Source organism: Collinsella sp. AM23-17, assembly GCF_003470945.1.
Taxonomy (GTDB): domain Bacteria; phylum Actinomycetota; class Coriobacteriia; order Coriobacteriales; family Coriobacteriaceae; genus Collinsella; species Collinsella aerofaciens_O.
This window is the reverse complement of sequence record NZ_QRHU01000015.1, coordinates 43,657-63,818: the sequence shown is the minus strand read 5'-3', so window position 1 is coordinate 63,818 and position 20,162 is coordinate 43,657. Positions and strand designations below refer to the sequence as shown.

The 20,162-nt window shown below is 60.2% G+C and carries 18 protein-coding genes; all 18 read right to left on the bottom strand.

The genetic code is table 11. The annotated features are described in order from the left end of the window. Positions 1–174: 174 nt before the first annotated feature. Complete coding sequence (locus DW645_RS06970; RefSeq protein WP_233540732.1) at positions 175–1,896, bottom strand: proline--tRNA ligase; 1,722 nt, start codon at positions 1,894–1,896, stop codon at positions 175–177. Continuing rightward, the gene (gene ispG / locus DW645_RS06965) at positions 1,897–2,979 is read right to left on the bottom strand and encodes a flavodoxin-dependent (E)-4-hydroxy-3-methylbut-2-enyl-diphosphate synthase (RefSeq protein ID WP_118227029.1); all 1,083 of its coding nucleotides are present in this window, start codon (positions 2,977–2,979) and stop codon (positions 1,897–1,899) included. Positions 2,980–2,992: 13 nt separating this feature from the next. Continuing rightward, positions 2,993–4,354: an RIP metalloprotease gene (locus DW645_RS06960; RefSeq protein WP_118227027.1), complete on the bottom strand. Its 1,362-nt coding sequence runs from the start codon at positions 4,352–4,354 to the stop codon at positions 2,993–2,995. Between the two features lie 25 nt (positions 4,355–4,379). Next, on the bottom strand, positions 4,380–5,567 hold the full coding sequence (dxr, locus tag DW645_RS06955) for a 1-deoxy-D-xylulose-5-phosphate reductoisomerase (RefSeq protein WP_118227025.1): 1,188 nt from the start codon (positions 5,565–5,567) through the stop codon (positions 4,380–4,382). Then, the gene (locus tag DW645_RS06950; protein WP_233540731.1) at positions 5,567–6,481 is read right to left on the bottom strand and encodes a phosphatidate cytidylyltransferase; all 915 of its coding nucleotides are present in this window, start codon (positions 6,479–6,481) and stop codon (positions 5,567–5,569) included. The genes dxr and DW645_RS06950 overlap by 1 nt, the downstream gene beginning before the upstream one ends. 2 nt (positions 6,482–6,483) lie before the next feature. Further along, entirely contained in the window at positions 6,484–7,278 is a 795-nt protein-coding gene (locus DW645_RS06945) for an isoprenyl transferase (RefSeq protein ID WP_089573403.1), read from the bottom strand. A 1-nt stretch (position 7,279) separates the two neighbouring features. Continuing rightward, positions 7,280–7,816, bottom strand: coding sequence for a ribosome recycling factor (gene frr, locus DW645_RS06940; protein WP_006236112.1), 537 nt, complete (start codon positions 7,814–7,816; stop codon positions 7,280–7,282). Positions 7,817–7,818: 2 nt separating this feature from the next. Beyond that, positions 7,819–8,541, bottom strand: a complete 723-nt coding sequence (pyrH, locus tag DW645_RS06935) for a UMP kinase (protein ID WP_040359955.1) — start codon at positions 8,539–8,541, stop codon at positions 7,819–7,821. Between the two features lie 117 nt (positions 8,542–8,658). Then, entirely contained in the window at positions 8,659–9,528 is an 870-nt protein-coding gene (gene tsf / locus DW645_RS06930; RefSeq protein ID WP_118227023.1) for a translation elongation factor Ts, read from the bottom strand. A gap of 45 nt (positions 9,529–9,573) precedes the next feature. Beyond that, positions 9,574–10,302 (bottom strand): 30S ribosomal protein S2, encoded by a 729-nt coding sequence (gene rpsB, locus DW645_RS06925; RefSeq protein WP_006236109.1) that lies wholly within the window; start codon positions 10,300–10,302, stop codon positions 9,574–9,576. 219 nt (positions 10,303–10,521) lie between these two features. Beyond that, positions 10,522–11,430, bottom strand: a complete 909-nt coding sequence (locus DW645_RS06920) for a tyrosine recombinase (RefSeq protein WP_370448100.1) — start codon at positions 11,428–11,430, stop codon at positions 10,522–10,524. Positions 11,431–11,438: 8 nt separating this feature from the next. Then, positions 11,439–12,776, bottom strand: a complete 1,338-nt coding sequence (gene trmFO, locus DW645_RS06915) for a methylenetetrahydrofolate--tRNA-(uracil(54)-C(5))-methyltransferase (FADH(2)-oxidizing) TrmFO (protein WP_118227019.1) — start codon at positions 12,774–12,776, stop codon at positions 11,439–11,441. Positions 12,777–12,790: 14 nt separating this feature from the next. Then, a complete protein-coding gene (locus tag DW645_RS06910; protein WP_117839912.1) occupies positions 12,791–13,723 on the bottom strand; it encodes a DNA-processing protein DprA in 933 nt (310 codons plus the stop codon). After that, positions 13,723–15,246 (bottom strand): YifB family Mg chelatase-like AAA ATPase, encoded by a 1,524-nt coding sequence (locus DW645_RS06905; RefSeq protein WP_117766659.1) that lies wholly within the window; start codon positions 15,244–15,246, stop codon positions 13,723–13,725. The genes DW645_RS06910 and DW645_RS06905 overlap by 1 nt, the downstream gene beginning before the upstream one ends. Further along, entirely contained in the window at positions 15,246–15,731 is a 486-nt protein-coding gene (locus tag DW645_RS06900; RefSeq protein WP_118227017.1) for a YraN family protein, read from the bottom strand. The genes DW645_RS06905 and DW645_RS06900 overlap by 1 nt, the downstream gene beginning before the upstream one ends. Positions 15,732–15,920: 189 nt before the next feature. After that, positions 15,921–16,709 carry a ribonuclease HII gene (locus tag DW645_RS06895; protein WP_118227015.1) on the bottom strand — a complete coding sequence of 263 codons (789 nt, stop codon included), beginning with the start codon at positions 16,707–16,709 and terminating at the stop codon, positions 15,921–15,923. 93 nt (positions 16,710–16,802) lie between these two features. Beyond that, a complete protein-coding gene (gene rplS / locus DW645_RS06890; RefSeq protein WP_117583231.1) occupies positions 16,803–17,144 on the bottom strand; it encodes a 50S ribosomal protein L19 in 342 nt (113 codons plus the stop codon). A 148-nt stretch (positions 17,145–17,292) separates the two neighbouring features. Next, positions 17,293–20,052, bottom strand: coding sequence for a hypothetical protein (locus DW645_RS06885; protein WP_118227014.1), 2,760 nt, complete (start codon positions 20,050–20,052; stop codon positions 17,293–17,295). Positions 20,053–20,162 lie beyond the last annotated feature (110 nt).

The window sequence follows — 20,162 nt, the reverse complement described above, 5'->3', positions numbered from 1 at the left end:
ATGTGCGGCGTAGGCCGCTTATTAGCCCGTCCAAGAATTGGGGCGCAGTTCAATATGGGCTGTGGGGTTTTCTTTACCCATCGAGTTTATTCCAACAAAATAGACTGCTCCGCATCTCATCCTAAGAGAGATACGGAGCAGCCCCGCAATTACATCTAATAGCAGAAACGTCGATTAACGGCGGGCCGCCTTAACAAGCTCGGCAATCTTGGCGACGACCTCGTCGATCGCCACGTCCTCACGCTCGCCCGTGGCACGGTCCTTGAGCTCCACAGTACCATTCTTGAGGCCACGCTTGCCAAGCACGACCTGATACGGGAAGCCCATGAGGTCGTTATCGGCAAACTTAAAGCCAGGACGCTCGTCACGGTCATCGACGACAACCTCGATACCCTCGGCGCACAGGCCCTCGACGATTTGGTCGCAAACGTTAGCGCACTCCTCCTTCTTGGGATCGAGCGGAATCACCGCGACCTCGTACGGGGCAACGGAGACCGGCCAGACGATGCCGTGTTCGTCGTTGTGCTGCTCCACGACGGCAGCAAGCGAGCGGGACACACCAACGCCGTAGCAACCCATGATAAGCGGCTTCTCCTTGCCGTCCTCGTCCATAAAGGTGGCGCCCATGGCCTCGGAATACTTGGTACCCAGCTGGAAGACCTGCGAGACCTCGATGCCGCGAGCAGCAGAGAGCGGCTTGCCGCAGTGCGGGCAGGGATCGCCGGCAACGACGGTTACCAGGTCGGCCCACTCGTCGACGGTAAAGTCGCGCTCGGGGCAGGCACCGGTAAAGTGATAATCGACCTCGTTGGCACCGCAGGCCCACTGCTTGGACTCGCGCAGGCTCTCGTCGCACACCAGGCGAATGCCCTCGGGCAGGTTAACCGGTCCGATAAAGCCCTTATGCAGACCGTAGGTCTGGAGCTCCTCATCAGTCATCATGCGATAGGCCTTGCCAAAGACATGCTCGGCCTTGCAATCGTTGAGCTCGTGGTCGCCCGGAACAATGGCCACGACGGGCTTGCCCTCGGCGTCGAGGAGTGCCAGAGACTTGCGCGTGCCGTTCTCGGGGAAGCCGAAGAACTTTGCAACGGCCTCGATGGTGCCCATGCCCGGAGTCTCGACCTTGGTAAGCGTACCGTCGCCAGGACCCTCGGTCACAACGACCTTGGTGCTTGCGGCCTCATCGTCGGCAGCGAAGCCGCAATCGTCGCAGTAGACGAGCGAAGCCTCGCCAGCGTCGGCCAAAGCCATGTACTCGACGGAGGTATCGCCACCGATCTCGCCGGAGTCGGCGACAACGGGCAGAGCCTTGATGTAGCAGCGCTCGCAAATGTTGGCATAGGCCTGCTTCATCTTGTCGTACTCCTCCTGCAGGCTCTCCTGCGTAGCAGAGAAGCTGTAGGCGTCCTTCATGATGAACTCGCGACCGCGCATCAGGCCAAAACGGGGACGGAACTCGTCGCGGAACTTATCCTGGATGTGATAGAGGTTCACTGGCAGCTGCTTATAGGAGCGCAGCTCGTTGCGCACCAGGGCCGTGACGGTCTCCTCGTGCGTGGGGCCCAGCACGAACTCGCGACCATGACGGTCGTCAAAGCGCACAAGCTCCTTGCCATAGGCATCGATACGGCCGGACTCACGCCACAACTCGGCGTCGACCATAATGGGCATCATAAGCTCCTGGGCGCCGGCGGCGTCCATCTCGTCGCGCACGATGTTCTCAATCTTGCGGATCGAGCGCCAAGCGAGCGGCAGGTAGGAATACAGACCGGCGGCCTCCTTGCGGATCATGCCGGCACGGAGCAGCAGGCGGTGGCTGGCGAGCTCAGCGTCCGCCGGATCCTCTTTAAGCGTCGGCGCATAGAGCTTAGACATATACATTGCTCGGGTCATTTATTTCTCCTCAATAAGTTTGTCGACCTCGGCCATCAGAGCGTCGACAATTTGATCCTCAGCTACTTTACCAATGATCTGGCCATGCGAAAAGAGCAGGCCCTGACCTCGTCCACAGGCCACGCCTAGGTCGGCGTCGGAAGCCTCGCCGGGGCCATTAACGGCACACCCCATCACGGCGATCGAAAGCGGCGCGGAGTAGTTCTTAAGCCGCTCGGTAACCTCCTCGGCGATAGGAATGAGGTTGACCTGACAGCGGGCACATGTGGGGCACGAGACAATCTCGGGGCCACGGCGACGCAGGCCCAGCGACTGCAGAATACCCCAAGCGACCGGCGGCTCCTCGACCGGATCGGCCGTGAGCGACACACGCATGGTGTCACCGATGCCTTCGGAAAGCAAGATACCCAAGCCTACAGAGCTCTTGATGGTGCCCTGGAGTTTGGTACCCGCCTCGGTTACGCCCAGGTGAAGCGGAACGTGGGGAATCTCACGCGACAGGGCTCGATAGGTATCGAGCGTCGTTTGCACGCTATGGGCCTTAGCCGAAAGCACAATGTTCGTAAATCCGCGGTCCTCAAAGTGCTTGACGAAACGCTCGCTCGACATCACGAGCTTTTCGGGCTGCGTGAGGTCATCGCGCTCGGCGATATCCTGCTCGAGTGAACCGGCGTTGACACCGATGCGAATCGCACAGCCCGCAGCGCCGGCGGCGTCGATGACGGCATCGACCTTAGCCCAATCACCGATATTGCCGGGATTGATGCGCAGCTTGGCGGCACCAGCCTCGACGGCGCCAATGGCGAGCTTATGGTTAAAGTGAATATCGGCAACAATCGGCACCGGAGACTCAGCACAGATGGTACGAAAGCCCTCGAGCGCGGCCTCGGTGGGCACGCTCACACGCACGATATCGCAGCCAGCCTGCGCCAACGCGCACACTTGCGCAAGCGTTGCCTGGGCATCAGCGGTATCGGTGCAGGTCATGGACTGAACCACCACCGGCGCGCCGCCGCCGATCTGCACGCCGCCCACATGCACGGGGCGCGTCAGCTCGCGCGGCAAAAAATGGGATAGAGACAATCCAAACACTCCCCTACAGAATGAATCGAAGGATGTCGGAACGAAGCATATAGACAAACAGCAACGCGAAGAGCGCGACGCCCACATAGCTCACGATTGTCTGGACCTTGAGCGGCAGCTCGCGGCCAGCAATCTTTTGAATGATCTCAATAAGCAGCTTGCCGCCGTCGAGCGGCGGGATGGGCAGCAAGTTCATAAAGCCCAGTGAGAACGAAATGAGCGCGGCAAACGACAAGAACGTGATGGGACCGGCAGCAGCTGCCTGCGAGGACATGACGCTAATACCCACGATCGAAGAGGACTGATCGAGGATCTCCATCGTATGCTGCGGCTGAAGTAGGCGCATCACGCCCTCCGCTGTCTGCGCAACATACGAAAAGGAGAGGCGCGCCGAGGTGATGGGGTCCAAACGGACTACCTGCGTAGAGGCATAAACGCCCAGACGTTCGCCCTCTTTGAGTGCGACCGAGGTCGAGCACTGCTTGCCATCGCGCTCATACTCAATAGCAATATCGTCCTTACCGGCGGCCTTGCCGATGGCATCGTAGACGTCCATCCAAGTGGAACATGAGACACCGTCAACCGAAAGGATCGCATCACCGGACTTGATACCCGCCTTGGCGGCAATAGACCCCTCGTCAACCTGACCGATCACGTTGGTATCCATCGGCACGGTGACACCCGCAATGGAATAGATGCTCATAAGGAGCAAAAAGCCCGTCAAGATATTGACGATAATGCCCGCGAGCAGCATAAAGGCGCGCTTGAGAAAGCCTTGGCCAAGATAGGTATGCGAGCGCTCTTGCGCAAGGAACTCGGCCTCGCCGCACGGCAGCTCCCACACATCGCCCTTGGCAGTTGAATGTTCGCGATCGAACCGGCGGCCGTCAAAGGTGGTGTAACCCGCAGCGTCTCGAGGCAGTGTCTGATACATGGTGGGATAGTAGCTCGGTGAGGGCTTCTCCCCTTCCTCATACCAAGGTGCGATGGAGCCCCAGCCCAGCAACAGAGCACAAGCCTCGAGCACATCCTCCTCGGAAAGCTCGAGCTCGACAGCAAGGTCGGCCACGGTCACGCGACCATGACGGTAGATAGCCGCGAGCACGCGATCGGCACACGAGACGTCGGTCGGATCCATACCGCAGATGGCAGCGTAGCCACCCAGCAGCAGCGGGGTCACGCCAAACTTGGTTCCAATGCGATGCGACGTGTAATGGATGTCAAAGCGGCACGGCAGGCCCAAATAGAACTCGGTCACACGGACGCCGCAGGCACGCGCCGCCAAAAAGTGGCCGCCCTCGTGCAAAAACACGAGGACGGAAAGCATCAGCAGGCCCCAAAAGACCGATGAGAGAAAGCTCAGAACAGTATCCATAAAACGAAAAAGCAATCCTTATGGGTTAGGAACGGGTTGCGACGAGCACCTGCGCAGCCTTTTCACGCGCCCACGCATCTATGTCGCAAAGCTGCTCAAACGAATCGACCGCCTGCATATCGTGAGCATCCATGCAGGATTCCACAATGCGATCGATATCGGTAAAGCTGCAGCCATCGTGCAGGAAGGCATCGACGGCGACCTCGTTGGCGGCATTGAGCACGCACGGCATGGTGCCACCCGTCTTGCCGGCACGCTCGGCCAGCGCCAGACAGCGGAAGGTATCCATGTCGGCAGCATCAAACGTGAGCTGCCCCAGCTCGCGGAAATCGATACGAGGCGCCGGGGTATCCCAACGCTCGGGATACGAGAACGCGAACTGGATGGGAATACGCATGTCGGATGCACCGAGATGCGCCATCACGGAGCCGTCGGCGAACTCGACCATAGAGTGAATCTTGGACTGACGCTGCACGACCACGTTAATGAAATCGAGGTCGCAGTTAAACAGATGCATGGCCTCAATGCGCTCTAGGCCCTTGTTCATGAGGGTGGCGGAGTCAATGGTGATCTTGGCACCCATGGCCCACGTGGGATGCGCGAGGGCATCGGCACGCGTCACGCGATCGAGCTCGTCGCGCGTGCGGCCAAAGAACGGACCGCCCGAGCAGGTGAGCCAAATGCAGTGGGCCTCGCGCGGGTTCTCCCCCAGATAGCACTGGTAGATGGCGGAATGCTCAGAGTCGACCGGAATAAGCTGGCCCGGTTGCGCCAACGGCATAAGCAAGTCGCCACCGACGACGAGGGACTCCTTGTTGGCAAGGGCAAGGCGCTTATTCGAGGTCAAGGCCGCATGGCTCGCCTCGAGACCGGCGGCGCCCACAATAGCGACGAGCACGCAGTCGACATCGTCGCGACGCGCGAGCTCGCAAACCGCCTGCGCGCCAACACCGAGCTGCGTGCCCTCGGGCAACTCCTGCAGCACGGCGTCATCGCCATGAGCGACATCGGCCACGGCAACCGCCGGAACCGAGAACTCGCGGGCAGCGGCAACGAGCTCGGAGGTACTGGAGTTAACGGACAGCGCCGTCACCTGCAGGCGATCGGCATGCTGACGGCACACATCGAGTGCCTGGGTGCCGATGGAGCCCGTACAACCCAGGATGGCAACGCGAAGGCGTCCATCGGGGCCATACGTCGTTTGGAAGGACATTACAGCACGCCTCCGATCATCAAAAGCAGCTGCGCGGTAATGCAGCCAAAGATAAGCGAATCGCTACGATCGAGCATTCCGCCATGGCCCGGGATAAGGTTGCCGGAATCTTTGACGCCCACACCGCGCTTGATGCGCGACTCGATAAGGTCGCCGATAACGCCCAGAATGGACACGACCACGCCGCACAGCAGCGCATAGGGCAGGCTGAGCTTGTAGAAGTGCGTCGCCCACAGGATGAGCCAAATCAAAACCGAGCCCAAGATGCCGCCGGCGAACCCCTCCCAGCTCTTTTTGGGAGAAATCTTGGGAACCATCTTGTGCTTGCCGATACGGCTGCCCACGATGTAGGCAAACGAATCGGAGACCCAAAGGGACGCGCAAACGCCCACTGAAAGCAGGGCGCCGGCAAAACCGGGCACGGCATCGCGCAGCAGCACGATAGCCGACAGCATAAAGCCAGTGTAGATGGGACCCATGAGCGTCACGGCCACATCAGAGATGCGGGTACGCGGCGACCAGACATACCAAATGCCCACAGCGAGCATCAAGGCAAAAAGCAGGGCATTCAGCAACATCGAATCGCCCAACGCCGACAGCGGAAAGAGTACGGCGGCAGCGATACCCATGCGCTCGTTAGCCATCTTGCCATCGAGCCTTGTCATACGGAAAAACTCATAGCAGCACAGACCGCTCATGACAGAAACAAAGATGGCCGTGGGCACGATACCCAAAACCAGGCACAGGATAAAGACAACGGCGTAGACGATACCGGCGGCGGCACGGGTAATAAAGCCCGCCAGCCACGAACCGGTGCCGCTCTTTACTGCAGGTGCTCCCGCAGCGGCAGCCTTGCGCGCAGGCGCCGCGGAAACTGGCGTCTTGGGAGCAGATGCCTTGGGACGATCGGACACGATTAAGCCTCCTCGGTCTTGCTCAGTCCACCAAACCTACGGTCACGGCCCTGATAGGCCAAAATGGCGTCGACAAGGCCCCAACGATCAAAGTCGGGCCAATAGGTATCGGTGACGTAGAATTCGGAATAAGCCACCTGCCACAGCAGATAGTTCGAAAGGCGCAGCTCACCAGAGGTGCGAATCACAAGTTCGGGATCGGGAAGGCCGGCAGTATAGAGGTGGGAAGCCACCATGTCGTCATCAATTGCGGCAGGATCGATCTTACCGGCGGCAGCGTCGAGTGCAATCTGACGGACAGCGCGGGTAATCTCGGCACGCGCGCCGTAGTTGACGGCAAGCGCCAGCGTCATACCGGTGTGATCGGCGCACTCGGCAAGACCGCGTTCAAAAACGTCGCGGGTCTTCTTGGGCAGCGCGGAAATGTCGCCCAAAAAGACAACACGCACGTTTTCGCGCTTCAGAAGCGGCAGCTCGTCGATAAACGTCTTGGCAAACAGATGCATCAAGACGTTGACCTCATGCTGCGGACGGTTCCAGTTTTCGGTAGAAAACGCATAGGCAGAAAGCACGTCGACGCCCAGGCGCACGCAGGCGGTAATGATCTCGCGCAGCGAGAGGATACCTGCCTTATGACCCTCGGTGCGTGCAAGACCGCGCGACGTGGCCCAACGACCGTTGCCGTCCATGATGCACGAGATATGGTGCGGAATGTTATTGAGGTCAAGGTCGGAAAAACCGACGCCCGCAGGGGCGTCGGCAAAGTACTCGACCAGTTTATGCTCGTCGTATTGCACCTTAGATCTCCATGACCTCGGCTTCTTTTTCCTTCAGAAGCTCCTCGACCTTGGCGACATACTCATCGGTGTGCTTCTGGACCTTGGCCTGCTCGCGACGGACATCGTCCTCGGTGAGCTCCTCATCGCGCTCGAGCTTGTTGTTGAAGTCGCGACGGATGTTACGGATAGACACCTTGGCCTGCTCGGCGTACTCGCGGCACTCCTTGACGAGCTCGCGACGGCGCTCCTCAGTGGGAGCCGGGAACGGAAGACGAACGACGGTGCCATCGGAGTTGGGGGTAATACCCAGATCGGAAGCGCCGATGGCCTTGACGATAGCATTGATGAGGGCCTTGTCCCACGGCTCGATGAGCAGCATGTGAGCCTCGGGGGTCTTGACGGCGGCAACCTGCGTGACCGGCGTGGGGACACCGTAATAATCGACGGTGATGTCGGACAGAATGTTGGCGTTGGCGCGACCGGTACGGACCTTGGAGAAGTTATGCTTGAGGGACTCGAGCGACTTGTCCATATGGGCGGTGATGTTCTCTGCCATGCTTAATCCTCCTGATAGACGAGCGTGCCGACGGGCTCACCCGCGAGCGCGCGTTTGACGGTGTCCTCGCCATCGATGTTGAGGACCAAAATAGGCATACGGTTATCCTGGCACAGGGCCGTAGCTGTGGAATCCATAACCTGCAGGCCGCGAACGAGAACCTCGTGATAAGTAATCTTGTCAAAACGGACGGCATCGGCGCACTTGACGGGATCCTTGTCGTAGATGCCGTCAACCTTGGTGGCTTTAATCAGAATCTCGGCGCCGATCTCGCACGCACGAAGAGCCGCGGCGGTGTCGGTCGTAAAGTACGGATTACCCGAACCGGCGGCAAAAATAACAACGTTGCCCTTGGAAAGGTGGTTGATAGCGCGACGGCGAATATAGGGCTCGCAGATCTCGTTCATCTGGATAGCGCTCATCACGCGGCAGGGAACATCGTTATGCTCGAAGGCATCCTGCAGGGCGAGCGCGTTCATAACGGTTGCCAGCATGCCCATGTAGTCGGCCTGAGCACGCTCCATGCCACCGGCAGCGCCTGCCATGCCGCGGAAAATATTGCCGCCGCCGACAACGACGCCGACCTCATGGCCAACGGCGAGCAGCTCCTTGACCTGCTTGGCAAGATGGTCGGTAACCTTGGGGTCAATGCCATATTGGCCGTCGCCCATCAGTGCTTCGCCGGAAAGCTTAAGAAGCACGCGTTTATATCGGATGTCGGACAAAGCGATCCTCCTTTAATTAGACTCTCAATATGATATCAAAGGCTCTGATAAGAGCCATGAAAAAGCAGGCTGTGAGTAAAACCCACAGCCTGCTCATTACCAGCTACAAGAGCTTATTTACTCGCCACGGACCAGACGGTCAAAGGCAACGACGGTAATGGTGTCGCCGAGCTCCTTGGAGACCTGCTCAGCGTACTTCTTGATGGTGAGGGAGCTGTCCTTGATGAACTCCTGCTCGGTGAGCACGGACTGCTTGTAGAACTTCTCCAGACGGCCGACAGCCATCTTCTCCTGGATGGCCTCGGGCTTGCCGGACTCGGCAGCCTGAGCCATGTAGATCTGCTTCTCGTGCTCGACGGTCTCGGTCGGAACCTGATCGCGGGTAGCGCAGATCGGGGCGACGGCGGCAACCTGAAGGGCAACGTCGTGAGCGAAAGTCTTGAAGGACTCAGTCTGAGCGGTCTCGGCCTTCTCGAAGGCGAACTCGACGAGGACGCCGATCTTACCACCCATGTGGATGTAAGAAGCGAGCGCGCCGTTCTCGGCCTTGCGGGCAGCGAAGCGGGAGATCTTCATGTTCTCGCCCATGATGTGAATCATCTCGGTGAGCTCGGAGGAAACGGTCTCCTCGCCCATCGGCTTCTCGAGCAGAGCATCGACATCGGCCGGCTCGGTGGTGGCGACAACCTCGGCGACCTTGGAAGCAAAGCCGGTGAACTTGGCGTTGGAGCCAACGAAGTCGGTCTCGCAGGAGAGCTCGAGCAGAGCGCCGGTCTTGCCATCCTCGGAGACGAACGCGGCTACAGCGCCCTCGTTGGTCTCGCGGCCAGCCTTCTTGGCAGCCTTGGCGAGGCCGTTCTTACGAAGAACGTCGACAGCGGCGTCCATGTCGCCGTCAGCCTCGACGAGAGCCTTCTTGCACTCCATCATCGGGGAGTCGGTCATCTCGCGGAGCTGCTTGACCATAGCGGCGGTAATCTGGGCCATTGTGGTTCCTTTCAAAGAGATGAAAAAGAATTAACTAAGACTGATTTACTCGGCCTTGGGCTCAGCGGCCATCTCGGCCTCGGAGACCTGCTCCTTGCCGGAGCCAGCGAGGCAGGCGTCAGCCATGAGCTCGCACATAAGGGTGACAGCAGAGATAGCGTCATCGTTGCAGGGGATGCCGTACTCGACCTCGTCGGGATCGGAGTTGGTGTCGATCAGAGCGACGACGGGGATGTTCAGGCGCTGGGCCTCCTTGATGGCGTTCTCCTCGCGCTTGGTGTCGATGACGAAGAGAGCCTGGGGCAGACCCTTCATGTCGCGGGCGCCACCGAGGTTGGTCTGGAGCTTGGTGAGCTCCTTGCCGAGCACAGCCTGCTCCTTCTTGGGGAGCACTGCCATGCGGCCGTCCTCGACCATGGCCTCGAGCTCCTCCATGCGGTTGATGCGGGAGCGGATGGTGACGAAGTTGGTCAGCATACCGCCGAGCCAACGCTGGTTGATGTAGGGCATGTTGGCGCGCTCAGCAGCGTTCTTGACGGCCTCCTGAGCCTGCTTCTTGGTGCCGACGAACAGCACGTTGCCACCCTTGGCGACGTTCTTGACGAAGGTGTAGGCCTGGTCGGCGTCGAGGATGGTCTGCTTGAGGTCGAGGATGTAGATGCCGTTGCGCTCACCGAAGATGAACGGCTTCATCTTGGGGTTCCAGCGACGGGTCTGGTGGCCGAAGTGGCAGCCGGCCTCGAGCAGGGTGCGGATATTAATCTTGGTAGCCATGTTAAACCTCCTGTGGTTTGCCTCCGCGCGGGGTCATCCTCCAAAACCAACCCGGACATGTGCTACCAAAGCCCGGGCACCACGGTATGAAGTAGCCGCGCGTGCGTGATAAAAACCTGTTGCCGTGAAGCAACCCGATGAATGATAGCAGGAATGCATCTTCCTGCCAACCCGCAATCAAAACCACACACCTGAGTGCGGCGCGGGACGTCCCAGCCACTATTCGCCGCGGGGATGGGCTTGAGCCACGGCACGTTTGAGCCGATCGGGTGTGAGATGCGTGTAGATCTGCGTCGTGGACAGGCTCGCATGACCTAGCAGCTCTTGAACCGAGCGCAGGTCCGCGCCGCCCTCGAGCAAGTCGGTCGCAAAGGTATGGCGCATCGCATGCGGGGCGATGTCGGCCGGAATGCCGGCGAGCGTCGCCAGCATATGAAACCGCCGCCTGAGCATGGCGGCACTCATGCGATTACCGCGCGCCGATATAAGCAGCGGATGCGGCCCGGTAGCGGGGTCACGACGCTTTGCCTGAGCGAGCAACTCCGGCCTCCCCTCCTCAATATAGAGGCGCGTCGCCTCGAGCGCACGACGATACAGAGGGACGATACGTTCTTTGCTCCCCTTGCCCCACAGGCGCAGCGTGCATTCGGACCAAGAGATGGACTCCACATTGAGTGCTGCGAGCTCAGAGATACGGGCGCCCGAGGCATAGAGCAGCTCGAGCATCGCCGCATCGCGCAGTCCTGCGGGTGTTGAGGTATCAGGCGTCTTGAGCAGCGCCTCCACCTGTTGGGTCGTCAGCACACCGGGTAGATCGCGCGGGAGCTTGGGCGAGGAAATTGCCGAGACCACATCGCCCTCCACGACCCCCTCGGCAGCCATCCATCGATAGAGCGATCGGATAGCCGACAGATGCGCCGCAAGCGTTCGGGGAGCCACCTGCTCACGCGAAAGCTCGGCAAGATAGCGACGAATGGTGCGCACGTCGGCAGCGAAAGCATCGATATCCTCGCGCTCGCACCAGGCAGCAAAGCGCTCCAGCCTCGAGCCATAGGCCGTCACCGTGTTGGGAGAAAGTCCCTCGACACGTGCGATATAGGCGATAAACGAGTCGACGGTGTCGTACAGGTCAAAGGCTATGACCGGTCGCCTCCAAACAGATCGGGGCGAGTTGCCAGATAGGCATCAAGGACCTCGAGCGCACGGTCCGCATAGGCCTGGTAGCGGTCGCGCTTACTGCGGCGCTTGCCGTCCTCGAGCGGCGGCACCAAGCCAAAGTTGACGTGCATGGGCTGGTAGCCCACGGTGGCAGGATCGGTCGCATAGCCCACGAGCGCGCCCAGGGCGCCCGCGCGCGGCAGCTCAACAGGCTCCGCCTCGATTGCCTCGGCATAGGTGTTGAGCGCGGCGAGCAGACCGGTCGCCACGGCCTCCATATAGCCTTCGGTGCCGGTGATCTGGCCGGCAAGGCGCACGCCGGTACCGGGCACGGCAAAGGTGCCATCGAGCACGTGCGGGGCGTCGACAAAGGTATTGCGGTGCATGACACCGTAGCGGAAGAACTCGGCGTTCTCCAGACCCGGCACCATATGGAAGACGCGCTTCTGCTCGCCAAAGGTCAGGTTGGTCTGGAAGCCCACCAGGTTATAGGCGGTCTTCTCCTTGTTCTCGGCACGCAGTTGAATCGCCGCCCAGGGGCGACGTCCGGTACGCGGGTCGGTGAGGCCGACGGGCTTCATGGCGCCAAAGCGAATGGCGTCCTTGCCGGTGCGCGCAACCTCCTCGGCAGGCTGGCATGCCTGGAACAGATCGCCGCCCTCAAAGTCCTTGAGCACCACGCGGTCGGCCGTGGTAAGCGCCTCGATAAAGGCCTCGTACTCCTCCTTATTGAGTGGAGCGTTGAGATAGTCGCCGCTCCCCTGTTCCTCGTAGCGCGACTGCGAGAACAGCACGTCCATATCGAGCGTGGAGGCATCGACGATCGGCGCCGCGGCATCGAAGAACGCAAGGGCGTCGCCACCGACGAGCTTCATGACCTCTTCGCTCAGTGCCGGCGAGCACAAGGGGCCAGCGGCAATGACCACATGGCCCTCGGGAATCTGCGTGACCTCGCCATGAATGATCTCGATATTGGGACGGGCGGCAACCTCGGCCTCGACAAGCTCGGAAAACTTGACACGGTCGACCGCCAGGGCCCCGCCGGCGGGAACGGCCGCACGATGGGCGCAATCGAACAGGGCCGAGCCCATGCGCTCAAGCTCGGCCTTCAGCAAACCAGCCGCAGAATCCGGACGGGTCGACTTAAACGAATTGGAGCAGACGAGCTCTGCCAGGTGATCGGTATGGTGGGCCGGGGAGCTCACCTGGGGGCGCATCTCGCACAGCTTTACGGCAAACCCGCGGTCTGCCAGCTGGATCGCGCATTCCGAACCCGCCAGACCGCCACCGATAACCGTCACCTGATCAAACAGCATCTGCAAACACCTTTCTAATTGACACGTTTTCCATTGTGACCGAAGGGTGTCTGGGCGTGAAGGGCAAACTTGGAGGGCGCATACCTTCCATCCATCATGCGCTCGATAAGGCCCTCGAGCTCAAGCGAGCCCAAGAGCTTGAGCACTCCGACGGCATCGAGCGAGACAAGCGCCGCGATGTCGTCGACCTTGAGCGGAGAGGCGATGAGCGCATGCATCACGGTCTGCTGTGTTTGATCCAGGTCGGCAATGCCGGGAGCATCGGGGCGCGAGTAGCGCAGGGTGCCGTAGATGCGTGAAATAGCCATCTCGATAGATTCCTCGTCGATGATGCAGCAGGCACCGTTCGCAATGAGGTAATTCGTGCCACGCGACTCGGGCGATAGGATCGACCCTGGCACGGCAAGAAGTTCTCGCCCCAAATCCATAGCAGCCTCGGCTGTAGAAAACGTCCCGGAAGGCATACCCGCCTCGGATACAAAGAGGGCTTGCGACAGGGCCGCGATTACGCGATTGCGGCGCGGAAAGGCAAACTTGCGCGGACCCATGCCCCACGGAGAGATCGACACGACCGCGCCACCCGTATCGAGCGTGCGCGTAATAAGCCCCGCGCTCGAACGCGGGTAGACCACGTCGGCGCCCGTCCCCAGCACCACGACGTGTTTGCCGCCGGCATTGACCGCAGCCCAACCCGAGGCCTGGTCACAACCGACCGCGCCGCCCGAAACTACCGTCACGCCCGCCTCGACCGCAACCTTTGCCGCAAGCTCTGCCACGGCAAGACCATACGGAGAGGCCTTGCGCGCGCCGATGATGGAGAGCGCGGGCGTCGAAAGCACCTCGGGGTTGCCGCGCACATAGAGTGTCTGGGGCACATCAGAAAGCTCCAAAACGGTCTCGGGATACAACGCGTCACCTGGATGCAGCTCGAAGGTCCCCTCGGCCATCATTGGTCCCTCCTTCCCTGGTACATCGCCGCCTCGAGCACGTGGTCCTGCGTCACTTGCTCGCTCTCGGCGACGTCGGCGATGGTACGCGCGATACGCACCAGGCGCACGATGCCGCGGCCCGTGAGATGCGTGCGCTTCGACAGGCCGAGCACACACTTCTCCGCCGCATCATCGAGCTCAAAGGTCGAAACGACGCCGTCAATGGACCGTGTCTCGTCATCCTCGGCCTCGGCATCAGCATCGTCCATACGGGATTCGCGCCAAGCGCGAAAAGCGCGACCGCGCACAACGTAGTCACGTAACTCAGCTGACGACATACCCTCCGCGCCCTCGATAATCACCTGAGGGTCGGGACGGGTCACATCGATCATCATGTCGATACGGTCGGCCAAAGGACCGCGCAGTTTAGACCGATAGCGCTCGACCATCGCCGCCGAGCAGCGACACGGTACCTCACGATCGCCCAAAAAGCCGCAGGGGCAGGGATTGCTCGCAGCCAGCAGCTGAAAGCGCGACGGGAAGGTAAAAGCCCCGTCGACGCGTACGATCCTGACGTAGCCGCGTTCGATGGGCTGACGCAGCGTCTGCAGCACACCCGTGGGAAACTCAGCAAGCTCGTCCAAAAATAGCACGCCGCCATGAGCAAGGCTGATCTCACCCGGGTGCACCGGGCGCCCACCGCCGATAAGACCTGCGGTCGAAATACTGTGATGGGGACTGCGGAAGGGCCGGTGCCCCGCCAACAAGCCATCAATGTTCTCACCCAAAACCGAATGGATGCACAACGCCTCCTGTTGATCCTCAACGGAAAGCTCGGGCAGGATGCCGGTCATACGACGCGCGAGCATCGTCTTGCCCGATCCCGGGGACCCGATCATGAGCAAGCCGAGTTCTCCTGCCGCCGCAAGCGCCATGCCGCGCTTGGCGACCTCCTGCCCCAGTACGTCGGCATAGTCGAGCTCGGGCTCAAAGGTCGCCTCGAGCACTTCAGAATCCAAGTAGTGCCGCGCGGCATCGCCCATGCCATGGGCAAGCTGAGACAAATGATCGATGAATCCACAATCCACGCCCGCAAGCGGCACATGCTGATCGGACCTGCCGGCGATAAAGGACAGCCCCATATCACGCGCCAATAGCTGAAACGCCACCTCGCCCTTGACAGGAAGCACCGTACCGTCCAAGCCAAGCTCACCAGCGATAAGACAACGATCGAGGTTGTCGCGGGGAATCTGACCATCGGCCGCCAATACCGCGATGGCGATGGGCAGATCAAAGCCGCTACCGGTCTTGCGAATATCGCCAGGCGCCAGATTGACCGTAATGCCCGAGCGCGGGATCTCGAACCCGGCGGAGCGCATCGCGCAGCGAATACGACCGCGTGACTCCATCACCTCCATGCTCGGAATGCCGAGCATCTGGATGCCCGGAACGCCACCGGCAAGCGAGACCTCGACCGTGACGTGAATCGCCTCGACGCCGCGGATGCAGGCCGCGTGAACGGCAAACGTCTCGAACGCCATCACGACACCTGCCAATCGAACGCGTTGTACTGATGCTCGATCTCGGCGATATGCCCGCCACGAATGGTGACGCCCACGGCATCGAAGCGAATCGCCTTGAGCGGATAATGCTCCATGAGATAGCAACTTGCGATACGGCGATACCGACGCTGCTTTTGGGCGTCCACGGCCTCCTCGGGAAAGACCCGCGTGGTGCAATCCAGGGCGACGCGTCTCGTCTTGACCTCGGCCATCACCACGACATCATCGAGCTCATCGAGCAGCACCAGATCGGCTTCGCCCTCAATGCAACGATAGCCCTGCTCCAACAAGGTGTATCCACGCTCGTTAAAGTAATCGATGGTGATCAGCTCGCCCAGCATGCCGAGCTCGCGGGGACTGAGCCCCTTGATAAACTCGGGCGTAATCGCCCCGCAGTCGAGCTCGCCGTCTTCCCAGCGCTCCTTGAGTTGCTGCGTCTTGCTCTTTTTGCTTGCGGCACACATGGGGTCTCCTTTCCCGCACACTGCATTGCCCCGATGATGAGGGCGCCTTTCATGCGGGTAAGTACCGGAAACAAACCAAAAGCTGACCAAATACCGACAAAAAACGGGCCGTACGCAACTATCACGTTGCACACGGCCCGCTACCAGCAGGTTTATAAAACGCCAGAGGTCCCTGTCTCCACAATTGGCCTAGAAAAGGCGCTCAGTCTGCAGAAAGTTTCCGCAAAAGCTCACACGATGCAGCGGACAAAGTCCATGTTTGCGAATCGCCTCGATGTGCTCGGGACTTGCGTAGCCCTTCGACTCGGCCAAATGATACTCGGGGTACTCGGCGTCGTACTCGACCATCATCTCGTCACGCGTGACCTTGGCCATGATGGACGCCGCGGCGATACAGGCGATTTTGGCATCGCCCTTCACCACGTCGCGCTCGTTGGGAACGGCGCCCAAGGGGTTACCGTCCATAAGCACGCAATCGGGGTCGAGCCCCGTATCGGCCACGGCGCCCGCGACGGCAGCGCGGATGGCGCGGGCCATGCCCATATCGTCGATATCGGCAGGCGCGATATGGCAAAAACCAATCGCCGTCGCGACCTCGGCAATCTTCACCGAGAGCAGCTCGCGGCGCGCCGGCGTGAGCTTTTTGGAATCGTTGATGCCCCAGACGCGCGGCTCCATGGGAAGGCACACGGCGCACACCGTCAAAGGACCGGCCACCGAGCCGCGACCCACCTCGTCGACACCCACGACCACGCCATCCCCACCGAGCTCGTGCATCAGCTCGTACATACCGTTGACGCGCTCGCGCTCGGCAAGTTCCTTGGCATGGCGCTTAAGGGCGCGCTCGCAAGCCTTGATCACTTGCTGGCGCGGATCCTCGCGATAATGCTCCACGAGGGCGGGAATCTCCTCAAACGTGGCGCTCGCCAGCTCGCCGGCAACCTGCGATGCCGAAACCGAGCTCGTCATGTTGGCCATATCGGGGCCTCCTTGCATGCAAATCAGATAAAAAGAAGGGCCACCCGAAGGTGACCCTTTTGTCCAAACGAGTGGACAGACGCTGCGATCTTCTTAGCGCTTCTCGGGGATGCGAGCAGCCTTGCCCACCTTGTCGCGGAGGTAGTACAGCTTGGCGCGACGGACGCGACCATGACGGACGACCTCGAGCTTGGCGATCTTGGGGCTGTGAAGCGGGAAGGTACGCTCAACACCGACACCGAAGGAAATCTTGCGGACGGTGAAGGTCTCACGGGCACCGGCGCCGGCCATGCGGATGACGTCACCCTGGAAAACCTGGATGCGCTCGCGGTCGCCTTCCTTAATGCGGTAGTGAACCTTGACGTTGTCGGCAACGCGGACCTGCGGGATGTCCTCGCGGATCTGCTGACGCTCGATTGCGCGGATGTAATCCATGTGCAATTCCTTACTCTTCTAGAGGTGCCGTACCACCTTGGCCGGCACGTAGTTGAACAAACGTATTCGAGTATACACGCCACGACCTTGGCTGCAAGAACTATTTTGCCCGTGCGCAAAAAGACAAAAACACGCACTCTTTCTGCACTTATGCGCCGTCCGCAGCATCAGTCGTCGGCGTCGTCACGGTCGTTCCGGGCGCGATATAGCCGTATTCGAGCAGCACCGAAAGCGCATGCTGCTTCCAGGTGGCAAGCTCTTCGTCATTATAGTTGTCATGGGCCCATTCGCTCATCGCGTCCTCGGCGTCTTGGGGCACCAGGTCCTGGCTGTCCGCCATCAGGTACAGGATGCCCAAGATGTCGAAGTCCTGCTTGGTCATCTCTTCCTTGTTTGATGTGCTGATGAGGCCGTGATCGATGCCGTAACGGCAGATATCGGTCAAAACGGTAACGAGGCCCGTAGGAATCGGCGAGGCATCCTTCGCGGCAGCGGGCACGGTGTCATCAGCCAATGCGGTGGCATCGTCGCTCGCCGGAGCAGACTCGGCCGCGTTCGCTTCGGAAGCGGCATGCTCTCCCTGCGCAGGAGCCGTGCTATCCGTCGTTGCCGAAGAATCCCCCGAAGATACGGACGTAACACTCACCGGTGTCTCGACCACGGTCGTCATTGGGTCGACCGGTGCAGGTGCGGCGATGACCTCGGCCCAATCGGAATACACGCCGTCAATAAAGGCGCGAACATGGAAGGTGCCCGGTTGCGAGACGGTCATCGTGCCGTCTGTCGCGACCGAAATGCCCTTGCTCTCGAGCTCCTGGGCCTCCCAGCAGCAGACTCTATCGACTTCCTTGCCCGTCGTGTCATAGACCGTAGCCGTCAGGCCTTCGATACCGTTGAGATTTTCCTCGACGCCGACGACGGTCTGCGCCGAGCCCTCGAGTTTGATACTGCCGTTAAACGGCTCGGGCGCCACGTCACTTATCTTATATTTATAGGCCGCGGCGTCGATCTCGTCATTGGTCGAGACATGCCCGTTCACGTCCACATAGGTGTCCTCGGGGATAAAGTACTTTACGTAGGCGGTGCCGGCCTTTTTACCCACCACGACTTGCTCGTGGGTGACAGGGTCGGTCTGGATCTCGATGACGTCGGACTTGCATTCCTTGCCCTTTTTATCGACCACGCGCCAGTCGCCCGACGACTTCACAAAGCCGTAGTAGTCAACATCGTCCTCATCCCTTGCACGCACGCGATAGGAAGAGATGGAGTCTTCGTCTCCAACCGTAAGCCTTCGGGTCTTATCGGTCTGCAGCGACACGAGAATCTTGGAGATGGGCTTAATAGGCTGCGGCGTACCCAGCTGCGTATCGACCGTCACCGACTCAAACGACAGATTGGAACCCGTAATGGACATGGGATAGGTCGCGGCCATGTCGTTGAGCACGTTGCACGTGCGCGGGGCGCCACCGTTGCGCGAAGGCACCTCGCGATCGGCCAGGACCGAATTCCAATCGATGGCGCGCACCATGTGGTTGTTGGTGCGATACGACCAGCTCGTGACGTTTCCGGCGGTGGTATCGTAGCCGTCGTCGCCACGATGGGCGATTGAGCGCAGGAACAGGTTCTGCACGGCGTCGGTCGACTGATCGCCAAAGGTGGTGTAGAACGAGCGCTGGTCATAACCGGCGGTATGGAACTCCTGCACGGCGGCGTTGTCGTCGTAGCACTCGCCGTTCATGTTAAAGATGATCACGTCGAACGTCACGCCCACCGGCTGGTCATAGTCCTCGGAAAGCGTTGTGGTAGAACTCGTCTGCTTGCTATTGACCTGCGTGTGCGCCGGGATCGTCATATTGACGGTGACCGATTGATTGTCCGTCGTGGTGATCGACTTTTCCTCGGTCTTGCTCGCCTCCCACAACTGGGACATCGTGGTTTCGGCCGAAAACGAGGTCTCGATCTCCTCGCTCACCGTTCCGGGCACGCCAAGCGACTCCTTGAGGCTCACCGATGCGCCCCACGAGCCGCCTTTGGAATACGATGCGGATTCAGAAGTGGTCGTGCCGACCGTCTCCTCGGTACCGCGGGCGAGCGTGATACTCTGCGAGGCGTCCTCATAGCCGACGTTAAGTGCCGAGGTTACGAGCTCCTGCTCGGTCTTAGAATCGACAAAGGAATAGCCCGGCGCGTCCTCGGGCGCACAGTTGAGCTTGTTCACGCTGTTGAGCTGCTGAACTCTAAAGTTATAGAACGCGATGCCAAAGCCATTGAAATCGTACTGATAGGTGCCGCCGAGCTTATCCACGCACGCGATGGTGGCATAGATCACGTCTTGCTCGCTCGTGTCTTGCGACAGGCCGTCGAGTGGCACGTATTTACGAAAATCCTCGCCGGTCAGCTTGTGGCCGATGCAGTCGGCGATATCTTCGGTCAGGCGCTCATAGACCGCGTTCAGACCTTTCGCCGACGTCAGGCCACTTTGAATGGACTTGTCGGCGCCGTCGGAATGTTCACCGTTGCCGCCCGAAAGCGCATCATACAGATAGATGTAGTGACCCTTACCGAAGTCCTTCTCAAAGCCCTTACCGGCGTGGTCCCAGTACAAAAAGTCCTTGGAGTCGTCGCCTCCGCCATAGCCAAGGATGTTATAGGCAAGCGATGCCCAGTTAGGCAGCACCTTTTTGACGGCGGCCGTGTAGAACGAGACGTTGTCGTACATCGAGGTACGGCCCTCGAGCTTGCCGTCATCGATATCTACAAACGTGCAGTCGCGATCGTTGACCGTAATGGTGAGCGGGTTGACCACGTCGCCATAGAGCTCGTCGCGTGATTCATCCTGAAGGGCAAAACCGGCTGTCGGCATCCCGCAAAGCGCCGTGACCGCAACGACCACCCAGCACAGGGTCATCCGTGCTCCACGACGCGCTCGTTGCAAATACCTGGTGAGGTTTTTCATCGCAGTCCTCCCGTCAGTTGCCAATGTATTGGACCAACGTAAAACGCCGCCGCGTCCACAGG

Coding starts and splice junctions, on each gene's coding strand:
- trmFO (WP_118227019.1), bottom strand. CDS start 12,776: ATGCTGTTTGATCAGGTGACGGTTATCGGTGGCGGTCTGGCGGGTTCG.
- frr (WP_006236112.1), bottom strand. CDS start 7,816: ATGGCAGAGAACATCACCGCCCATATGGACAAGTCGCTCGAGTCCCTC.
- DW645_RS06960 (WP_118227027.1), bottom strand. CDS start 4,354: ATGGATACTGTTCTGAGCTTTCTCTCATCGGTCTTTTGGGGCCTGCTG.
- DW645_RS06895 (WP_118227015.1), bottom strand. CDS start 16,709: ATGGCCAACATGACGAGCTCGGTTTCGGCATCGCAGGTTGCCGGCGAG.
- DW645_RS06900 (WP_118227017.1), bottom strand. CDS start 15,731: ATGTGTGCCGCAAGCAAAAAGAGCAAGACGCAGCAACTCAAGGAGCGC.
- DW645_RS06910 (WP_117839912.1), bottom strand. CDS start 13,723: ATGGCCGAGGGGACCTTCGAGCTGCATCCAGGTGACGCGTTGTATCCC.
- DW645_RS06970 (WP_233540732.1), bottom strand. CDS start 1,896: ATGACCCGAGCAATGTATATGTCTAAGCTCTATGCGCCGACGCTTAAA.
- rpsB (WP_006236109.1), bottom strand. CDS start 10,302: ATGGCTACCAAGATTAATATCCGCACCCTGCTCGAGGCCGGCTGCCAC.
- tsf (WP_118227023.1), bottom strand. CDS start 9,528: ATGGCCCAGATTACCGCCGCTATGGTCAAGCAGCTCCGCGAGATGACC.
- dxr (WP_118227025.1), bottom strand. CDS start 5,567: ATGTCCTTCCAAACGACGTATGGCCCCGATGGACGCCTTCGCGTTGCC.
- DW645_RS06885 (WP_118227014.1), bottom strand. CDS start 20,052: ATGACCCTGTGCTGGGTGGTCGTTGCGGTCACGGCGCTTTGCGGGATG.
- DW645_RS06905 (WP_117766659.1), bottom strand. CDS start 15,246: ATGGCGTTCGAGACGTTTGCCGTTCACGCGGCCTGCATCCGCGGCGTC.
- rplS (WP_117583231.1), bottom strand. CDS start 17,144: ATGGATTACATCCGCGCAATCGAGCGTCAGCAGATCCGCGAGGACATC.